11 protein-coding genes are annotated in these 7,562 nt (G+C 69.7%); 6 read left to right on the top strand and 5 right to left on the bottom strand.

Features of this window, described 5'->3' with window-relative positions; translation table 11 throughout:
- Positions 1-25 precede the first annotated feature (25 nt).
- Positions 26-682, top strand: coding sequence for a nicotinate (nicotinamide) nucleotide adenylyltransferase (nadD, locus tag VAE53_RS01835; RefSeq protein ID WP_322817655.1), 657 nt, complete (start codon positions 26-28; stop codon positions 680-682).
- Here the strand turns inward: nadD and moaC are convergent.
- Together moaC and VAE53_RS01825 are read right to left on the bottom strand one after the other, a co-directional pair.
- On the bottom strand, positions 664-1,164 hold the full coding sequence (gene moaC, locus VAE53_RS01830) for a cyclic pyranopterin monophosphate synthase MoaC (protein WP_322817654.1): 501 nt from the start codon (positions 1,162-1,164) through the stop codon (positions 664-666). The genes nadD and moaC overlap by 19 nt on opposite strands.
- Positions 1,154-1,366 carry a hypothetical protein gene (locus tag VAE53_RS01825; RefSeq protein WP_322817653.1) on the bottom strand — a complete coding sequence of 71 codons (213 nt, stop codon included), beginning with the start codon at positions 1,364-1,366 and terminating at the stop codon, positions 1,154-1,156. The genes moaC and VAE53_RS01825 overlap by 11 nt, the downstream gene beginning before the upstream one ends.
- A gap of 66 nt (positions 1,367-1,432) precedes the next feature.
- On the opposite strand from VAE53_RS01825, the gene VAE53_RS01820 reads away from it, so the two are divergent.
- From VAE53_RS01820 to VAE53_RS01810, 3 genes are all read left to right on the top strand, one after another.
- Positions 1,433-2,062: a histidine phosphatase family protein gene (locus tag VAE53_RS01820; RefSeq protein WP_322817652.1), complete on the top strand. Its 630-nt coding sequence runs from the start codon at positions 1,433-1,435 to the stop codon at positions 2,060-2,062.
- On the top strand, positions 2,059-2,847 hold the full coding sequence (locus tag VAE53_RS01815) for a rhomboid family intramembrane serine protease (protein ID WP_322817651.1): 789 nt from the start codon (positions 2,059-2,061) through the stop codon (positions 2,845-2,847). Before VAE53_RS01820 ends, VAE53_RS01815 begins: the two co-directional genes overlap by 4 nt.
- Before the next feature lie 132 nt (positions 2,848-2,979).
- Entirely contained in the window at positions 2,980-3,735 is a 756-nt protein-coding gene (locus VAE53_RS01810; RefSeq protein ID WP_322817650.1) for a CAP domain-containing protein, read from the top strand.
- A gap of 24 nt (positions 3,736-3,759) precedes the next feature.
- Here the strand turns inward: VAE53_RS01810 and VAE53_RS01805 are convergent, their stop codons facing one another.
- Together VAE53_RS01805 and VAE53_RS01800 are read right to left on the bottom strand one after the other, a co-directional pair.
- The gene (locus VAE53_RS01805) at positions 3,760-4,584 is read right to left on the bottom strand and encodes an SDR family NAD(P)-dependent oxidoreductase (protein WP_322817649.1); all 825 of its coding nucleotides are present in this window, start codon (positions 4,582-4,584) and stop codon (positions 3,760-3,762) included.
- A 175-nt stretch (positions 4,585-4,759) separates the two neighbouring features.
- Positions 4,760-5,647 (bottom strand): enoyl-CoA hydratase-related protein, encoded by an 888-nt coding sequence (locus tag VAE53_RS01800; protein WP_322817648.1) that lies wholly within the window; start codon positions 5,645-5,647, stop codon positions 4,760-4,762.
- 38 nt (positions 5,648-5,685) lie between these two features.
- Between VAE53_RS01800 and VAE53_RS01795 the strand changes: the two genes are divergently transcribed.
- Both VAE53_RS01795 and VAE53_RS01790 read left to right on the top strand, forming a co-directional pair.
- Positions 5,686-6,042, top strand: a complete 357-nt coding sequence (locus VAE53_RS01795) for a metalloregulator ArsR/SmtB family transcription factor (RefSeq protein WP_322817647.1) — start codon at positions 5,686-5,688, stop codon at positions 6,040-6,042.
- Positions 6,039-7,379: an MBL fold metallo-hydrolase gene (locus VAE53_RS01790; protein WP_322817646.1), complete on the top strand. Its 1,341-nt coding sequence runs from the start codon at positions 6,039-6,041 to the stop codon at positions 7,377-7,379. Before VAE53_RS01795 ends, VAE53_RS01790 begins: the two co-directional genes overlap by 4 nt.
- On the opposite strand, the gene VAE53_RS01785 is transcribed toward VAE53_RS01790, so the two are convergent.
- The coding region (locus VAE53_RS01785; RefSeq protein WP_322817645.1) for a hypothetical protein at positions 7,376-7,562 on the bottom strand (187 nt) is incomplete at its 5' end. The two genes, VAE53_RS01790 and VAE53_RS01785, sit on opposite strands and share 4 nt — an antisense overlap.

The following is a 7,562-nucleotide window of genomic DNA, read 5'->3' as shown; positions in this document are numbered from 1 at the left end:
TAGCACTCCCTGTCAATGAGTGCTAATGCTTGCGGGTGGGGCCGGCGGGCGGGAGACTGCCGACGTGGGCGAGGGGCCGCTGGTCGTCTTGGGGGGGACGTTCGATCCGCCGCACGTGGGCCACCTGGTGCTGGCGGAGTGCGCGCGTTGGCAGGTGGGCGCGACGCGGGTGTTGTTCGTGCCGGCGGGTGACCCGTACCGGAAGACGGGCACGGCGACGCCGGAGAATGCGCGGGCTGGGCTGCCGGCGGGCCGCCGCGAGGTGACGCCTGGCTGGGTGCGGGCGGAGATGGTGCGGCTGGCGGTGGCGGGGAATCCGGCGTTCGCGGTGGACGAGCGCGAGGTGAGGCGCCCGGGCCCGAGCTATACGGTGGAGACGTTGGCGGGGTTGCGGGCGGAGGGTTGGGGGGAGCTGGTGCTGGTGTTGGGGAGCGATGCGGCGGCCGATTTGGGGAACTGGCGCGAGCCGGAGCGGGTGCGGGCGTTGGCCCGGGTGGTGGTGGCGGAGAAGCCGGGGGTGCCGGTTCCGGCGGGTTTCGAACGGGTGGAGATGCCGCCGCTGGGGGTGAGTTCGACGTCGATCCGGGAGCGGGTGCGGGCGGGGAAGCCGATTCGCTATCTGGTGCCGGCGGCCGTCGAGGCGTTCATCGTGGAGCGGGGGCTCTACCGCGGCGGGGGCTGAGGGCTGCCGGCGGCGGTCCAGTCGCCGCTTTTGCCGCCGCGCTTTTCGAGGAGGCGAATGCTTTCGATGCGGATGCCTTTTTCGACGGCTTTGCACATGTCGTAGACGGTGAGGGCGGCGACGCTGGCTGCGGTGAGCGCTTCCATTTCGACGCCGGTGCGGCCTGTGGTGCGAACCTGGGCCGTGATGCGGAGGGTGTGATCGTCGGGGGCTTCGAATTCGAGCGTGGCGGCGGTGATGGGGAGCGGGTGGCAGAGGGGGATGAGGTCGTGGGTGCGCTTGGCGGCCATGATCCCGGCGACTCGGGCGACGGCGATGACGTCGCCTTTGGGGATGCCGCCTTGGAGGACGAGGCGGATGGTGCCGGGCTGCATGTGCACGAGGGCTTCGGCGGTGGCGACGCGTTCGGTGGGTTCTTTGGCGGAGATGTCGACCATGCGGGCGGCGCCGTGCTCGTCGAGGTGGGAGAGTTCACCGGCCATGGCGCCTCCGCCACATGAGGGTGTCGTATCCGTAGGTGATGGCGTAAGCGAGGGCGCCGATGGCGAGCCCGCCGGGGACTCCGAGCCAGTGGGAGACCCAGGTGTCGGCGGCGATGATGCCGATGCCGGCGCCGGCGAGGAAGGAGAGGAAGGCGGTGCGGCGGCGCTCGGCCTCGAACCGTTCGCGGAGGTGATCGCGCATGGGGACAGTGTAGTGGAGTCGGGGGGTTGGGGGCGCGAAGGCTCGGGAGGTCGTACGCTGTTGGCCATGGCGAGGGAACGGGTGACGCGGGTGTTGCTGACGCGGCACGGCCAGACGGTGGCGAACGTGGAGGGGCGTTTCTGTGGGCAGAGCGAGACGGCATTGACGCCCTTGGGCCGAGCGCAGGCTCGGGCGCTGGGGCGGCGGCTCGCGGGGGAACGGCTGGCGGCCTGCTACACGTCGGACCTTTCGCGGGCGTTCGAGACGGCGCAGATCGCTCTGGGGGAGCGGGGCATCGCGATTTGCGAGCGGGTGGATTTGCGGGAGCGATTCTATGGGGAGTGGGAGTTGGAGCGGGAGGTGGATTGCAAGGCGCGCGACCCTGCGGGCTTCGCGGCGATGGAGGCTGACGATCCGGGGTGGGTTCCGCCGGGGGGTGAATCGACCGCGGCGGTCCGGGCGCGAGGAGAGGCCGCCATCCGGGAGATTGTGGCGGGCCACCGGGGCGAGACGGTGCTCGTGGTGGCGCACGGGACGTTGCTGAATTGCCTCGTGGCGTGCGTTCTCGGGCTCCCGGAGACGCACACGTTTCGGTTCGCGGTCGGCCACTGCACGCTGTTCGAGGTGGTGGAGCAGGGTGGCCGGTTGGTCGTCGTCCGGATGAACGACGGTGCGCACTTGGACGGGCTGGCGTGATCCCGGTCGGGGATAGCACGCGCCGGTACTCGACGCCCTGGGTGACGTATGCGCTTTTGGCGGTGAACGTTGCGGTGTTCTTCGCGATGCTGGGGATGGATGCCTCGGTGCCGCGCGCGACGGCGGGCGCGACCCAACGGTTCGTGGAGCAGACGGCGGGGGTGTGTTATGGATTTCGGGCTCCGCCGAACGACTTGAACGAATTCATTTGTCGCTGGGGCTTTCAGCCGAAGGAGTTCTTCGACACGGTTCGGGGTGCTTCTGGGCTCACGGGGAGCGCGCGCTGGGAGGTGCTGTTCTCGATCGTGACGGCGGTGTTCATTCACGGGGGCTGGTTGCACATCCTCGGGAACATGCTCTTCTTGTGGGTGTTCGCCGATAACATCGAGGACCGGCTGGGTCACGCGGGGTTTTTGCTGTTCTATCTTTCGTCGGGCGTTGTCGCTTCGCTGGTGCAAGGGGCAATGGACCCGGCGAGTGTGGTGCCAGTGGTGGGGGCGAGCGGTGCGGTGGCTGGGGTGCTGGGGGCCTACCTGATGTGGTTCCCTCGTTCGACGGTCCACGTGGTGGTGCCGTTCTTCATTTTGTTATTCATTCCGCTGCCGGTGCCGGCGTTCCTGATGATCGGGCTCTGGTTCGTGCAGAATCTTTTCGCGGGCTACGCGACGATCGTGGATACCGCCTCGACGGGCGGCGGGGTGGCGTGGTTCGCGCACATCGGGGGGTTTTTGTTCGGGGCGGTGGTTGCGCTGGTGGTAGGCGGCGGGCGCCGCCGGGTGCGCTAGGGGAGGGGCGTCGGGGTGCGTGGGGCCGGGGGCGAGGGAGGACGCCAACCGTAAATTGTCGGTAAACCGTCGGAGGTGGCGCTGGATGTGGGTTTTTCGTTCGCTGGGCGGGCGCTAGGGTGGAGGCGTCGGGTGCTGTCGCTGGGAGGCTACCGGCCGGGGGTGACGATGCGACGACTGTTGCTGGCAACGGGCCCGCTGCTGCTGGCGGCGGTAGGCGCGACCGCTTGGGCGAGCTGGTCGTTCCCGGCGGTGGCGCTGACGAATTGTTCGACCTCGACGCAGGCGCTGGATGCGGCGGAGCAGGATCTGCTCCGTGCGATCAACGAGTTCCGCGCGGCGAATGGCGTGCCGGCGTTGAAGCCATCGCCGAACCTCTCGCGGGCGGCGGCGTGGATGGCGGAGGACATGGCGGCGAAGGGGTATTTCGACCACACTGACAGTCTGGGGCGGAGCCCGTTCCAGCGGGTGCGGGACTGTGGCTATGCGAGTACCGGCGCTGGCGAGAACTTGGCGATCGCTGGGAGCGCGCAGCAGGCGTTCAATCTGTTCGTGAATTCGCCCTATGGGCACCGTGAGAACATGCTGCGGTCGATGTGGGTGGTGGCGGGTATCGGGCGGGCTGGTTCTCTTTGGGCGGTGACGTTCGGGAATGTCGACGATTCGGGCGAGGGGTGGGACAGCCAGCCACCGCCGCCGTCTCCAACGACGGTGTCGCCGACGCCGTCGCCGACACCGCCACCGGCGTCGCCGACGGCAACGCCTTCCGCGCCGGTCGCGACGCACTCGCCCGCGCCGACGTCGACGCCGACGGCTTCTGGCTCGGCTTCGCCGAATCGGTCGTTGATGCCGCGGGCGGTGGTGCCGAACGTCGTGGTCGAGCGGTGAAGCGGGGAGTGGCGACTTCTGGGGCTACCTGAGGGTGATGCCGCCGTCGACGGCGATGGCTTGGCCGGTGATGTTGCGTGCGGCGGGGCTGGCGAGGAAGGCGGCGAGTTCGCCGATATCTTCGGGCGTCTGTTCGCGGCCGAGGGGGACGCCGTTCTTCACGACTTCGAGGAAGATTTCGCGGGCTGATTTATTGGAGAAGGCGGGGACGGTCTGCTGCATGAGGGTGGCGAGGCCTTCCCAGGCGCGGGTCCAGAGGAACCCTGGGCAGATGGCGTTGACGCGAATGTCGAAGGGGGCGTATTCGAGCGCGCAGCTTTTGGTGAGGGAGATGACGCCGGCTTTGGCGGCGGCGTAGGCGGGGAGGGTCGGCGCGGCCTGGAGGGCGGCGATGCTGGCGATGTTGACGATGGCGCCGGCGCCGCGTTGTCGGAGGTAGGGGAGGGTGGTTTTGGTGGCGAGGAAGGTGCTGCGGAGGTTCTGGGCGAGCTGCTCGTCCCACGCTTCGGGGGTCATCGAATCGACGCGGCCGCCGCCGGCGCTGGCGGGGAGGGCTGCGGGGTCGATGGGGCCGCGGCCAGCGCCGGCGTTGTTGACGAGGATATCGATGCCGCCGTAGGTGGCGGCGACGGTTTGGATCGCCTCGCGAAGCGGGGCTTCGAGGATGACATCGCAGGCGAGGCCGATGCCGGGGGTCGGGAGGGAGGCGGCGGTACGGGCGGCCTGTTCGCCGTCGAGGTCGAGGATGGCGACGTGCGCGCCTTGGCGCGCCATGACGGTGGCGATACCTGCACCGATGCCACGGGCGCCACCGGTGACGATGGCGACTTTGCCGTCGAGGGGCTTCATTCGGGTTCCTTTCTGCGAGGCGAAGGGTTGGCGGGCGAAGGGTAGCAGGTTCGGGTGTTGGCGGGTCGGTGCGCGCGGGGCGGCCATCCCGTCGGGCGTCGAAGCCAATGGATGGGGCAAGGGTGGCTCCGGGGCCGGGGCGCGCTCGGGGAGTGCGCTGGGGGCTCGCTGGGGGCTATCTGCCGGCGAAGCGTGGCTCGCGCTTTTCGATGAAGGCGGTGACGGCTTCGCGGGAGTCGGCGGAGAAGCCGGCGAGGCGCTGGTAGAGGGCTTCCTGGTCGAGGAGCTGCTCGAGGGTGGCGGTCTCGGCGAGGTTGAAGTTTTCTTTCATGCGGGCGTAGGCGGCGGTGGGCCCTTCGGCGAGGCGGCGGCAGTAGTCGAGCCCCTGGCCGAGGAGTTCGTCGTGGGGGAGGATGCGATTGACGATGCGGAGTTCGAGGGCGCGGGTGGCATCGAAGATTTCGGCGGTGAAGTAGAGTTCGCGGGCGAGGCCGGGGCCGCAGAGGCGCTGAAGGAAGTAGGAGCCGCCGAAATCTCCGGGGAGGCCGACGTTGCGGAAGGCCGCGCCGAAGCGGGCACGTTCGGAGGCGAGGCGGATGTCGCAGGCGAGGGCGATGGCGAATCCGGCGCCGACCGCGGGGCCGTTGACGAGGGCGACGACGGGCTTGGGCATGGTGTGGATACGGAGTGTGATCTCGCGATGCCGTTGGCGCAGTTCGGCGACGAGCCGGTCGAGCTCGGCGACGATGGCGCCGGGGCCGGCCTCTGCGGCTGCTCGGGCGAGGCGGTCGTTGCGTTCTTGCATGCCGCGGATGTCGCCGCCGGCGCAGAAGGCGCGGCCGGCGCCGGTGATGGCGACGCAGCGGACGGTGGGGTCGGCTTCGGCGGCGGCGAGGGCTTCCGCGAGCTGGGGGACGAGGTCGCCGCCCATGGCGTTGAGTGTTTCGGGGCGGTTGAGGGTGATGAGCGCGAGGGCATCGCGGCGCTCGAGGAGGACATCGGGCATGGCAGTCTCCGGCTGGGTGGTGGTGGGGATGGTGAGGCCGCTGGCGGGCGGGCGCAATGCTTGCTTTCATGAGTACATGGTTATATAGTTTTCCTATGTCGAACGTGCCGGATGCGGTCCTCGATGAAGTCGCCGAGCGATTTCGGCTGCTGGGCGATGGCACGCGCCTGCGGATGTTGCGGGTGCTGGGGCAACGCGGCGAGGTGGCGGTGGGGGAGTTGGCGGAAGCGGTGGGCTGTTCGCAGGCGAACGTGAGCAAGCATTTGCGGTTGCTCGCGGCTGCGCGGATGGTGCGCCGACGTGCAGAGGGGACGATGGCGTACTATCGGCTGGCCGACCCGAGCGTTGGCGAGCTCTGTGCGCTGGCCTGCCGGGGCATCCGATGGTGGGACGCAGCGGAGGCTCGGCGGGCGGGACACGGTCGAACGGAACGGGGAGGGACAGGACGATGAAAACGGTGCAATTCGTGGCGGAGGCGCTGGGCGATGCTTCGTACCTGGTGGTTTCGGGTGGCGAAGCGGCGGTGATCGATCCGCAGCGTGACATCCGGCCGTTCGTGAAGGCTGCGCGGGAACATGGTGCGGAGATTCGCTATGTGGTCGAGACGCACGTGCACAACGACTACCTGTCGGGTGGGCGGGAGCTGGCGGCGCTCGGTGCGGAGGTGATCGCGCCGGCGGCTGGCAAGCTGGAGTTCCCGCACCGGCCGGTGGAGGACGGGGACGTGGTGACGGTGGGCGATGGGAAGTTGGTGGTGACGGCTGCGCCGGGGCACACCTACGAGCACGTGGCGTACCTGGGGGTGACGGCGGGGGGCGAAGTTCGGGGTGCGTTCACTGGTGGTGCGCTGCTGATGGCGGCGGTGGGGCGGACCGACCTGCTCGGGCGGGAGCACACGGAGGCGTTGACGCGCCTCCAGTGGGAGACGGCGCAGAAGTTGCGGAAGCTGGTGCCGGCTTCGGCGGATGTGCTGCCGACCCACGGTGCGGGCTCGTTCTGCAGTACGACGGGGGCCGACTTGGGCCGCTGCGGGCCGATGGCTGTGGAACTGCTTCGCAATCCGGCGCTGGCCGCGAAGAGCTACGAGGAGTTTCGGGCGCTGCACTTGGCGAGCGAGATGCCGATCCCGCGGTATTACCAGTACATGGCGCCGATCAACCGGCGCGGGCCCCGGGTGTACGGGGAGCCACCGCGACCGGAGCGGCTGAGCGAGGGGGCGCTCGTCGGGCTCGGGAGCGACACGTGGGTGATCGATGTCCGGCGGCGTGAGGACTATGCGGCTGGGCATTTGCCGGGTTCGCTGGAGATCGAGGAGAGCGGATCGATGCTGGCGTACGTCGGCTGGCTGGTGCCGTTCGATGCGCCGATCGCGCTGGTCGCGTACGACCGCGTCCAGGCGGAGCGGGTGACGGTGGATCTCTTTCGGATCGGGTACGAGCACGTGGTGGGCTGGGCGCCGGCGGCGGAACTGGTGCTCGGTGCGCGGACGGAGACGGCGAGCGCGGAGGAGATTGCGGAGGCGCTGCGGAGCGGAGGCGTGCCGGTGCTGGATGTGCGGTACGAGCAGGAGCTCCGCGACGAGCCTTTGCCGGGTGCGCGCCCGCTCCCGTTCGATCGGCTGCCGGAGTGGGCGCCGGGGGTGGAGGGGGCGGTGCTGGTTTCGTGCGCGAGCGGGCAGCGGGCGGCGATGGCGGCGAGCTATCTGGAGCGTCGCGGGGTGGTGGCGCGTCCGTTCATCGCGGGTGGCGCGGCCGATGTTCGCCGTGCGGCGATGGCGCGGATGCGCTAACTCGCCGAGCTCGCGGGGAGGAAGCGGAAGCGGAGGATGGCTCCGACGCCTCCGAGGGCGCGGAGGCCGGCGTGTTCGCGAACGACCTCGACGCGGGCACCGGTGGCAGCGGCGAGCCTGGCGAGTTCGTCCTTCCGTTCGGCGGGCTCGTAGGCGTCGTCGATCACGACGGTATCGGCGGCG

Source organism: Tepidiforma sp., assembly GCF_034432735.1.
Lineage (GTDB): Bacteria > Chloroflexota > Dehalococcoidia > Tepidiformales > Tepidiformaceae > Tepidiforma.
The sequence above is the reverse complement of the archived record's forward strand: the minus strand, read 5'-3'. Positions and strand labels throughout refer to the sequence as shown.

What these genes read in the sequence shown, in the direction of transcription:
- VAE53_RS01805 (WP_322817649.1), bottom strand. Translation starts at nt 4,584, where the DNA reads ATGAAGCCCCTCGACGGCAAAGTCGCCATCGTCACCGGTGGCGCCCGT.
- VAE53_RS01820 (WP_322817652.1), top strand. Translation starts at nt 1,433, where the DNA reads ATGGCGAGGGAACGGGTGACGCGGGTGTTGCTGACGCGGCACGGCCAG.
- nadD (WP_322817655.1), top strand. Translation starts at nt 26, where the DNA reads ATGCTTGCGGGTGGGGCCGGCGGGCGGGAGACTGCCGACGTGGGCGAG.
- moaC (WP_322817654.1), bottom strand. Translation starts at nt 1,164, where the DNA reads ATGGCCGGTGAACTCTCCCACCTCGACGAGCACGGCGCCGCCCGCATG.
- VAE53_RS01790 (WP_322817646.1), top strand. Translation starts at nt 6,039, where the DNA reads ATGAAAACGGTGCAATTCGTGGCGGAGGCGCTGGGCGATGCTTCGTAC.
- VAE53_RS01825 (WP_322817653.1), bottom strand. Translation starts at nt 1,366, where the DNA reads ATGCGCGATCACCTCCGCGAACGGTTCGAGGCCGAGCGCCGCCGCACC.
- VAE53_RS01795 (WP_322817647.1), top strand. Translation starts at nt 5,686, where the DNA reads ATGTCGAACGTGCCGGATGCGGTCCTCGATGAAGTCGCCGAGCGATTT.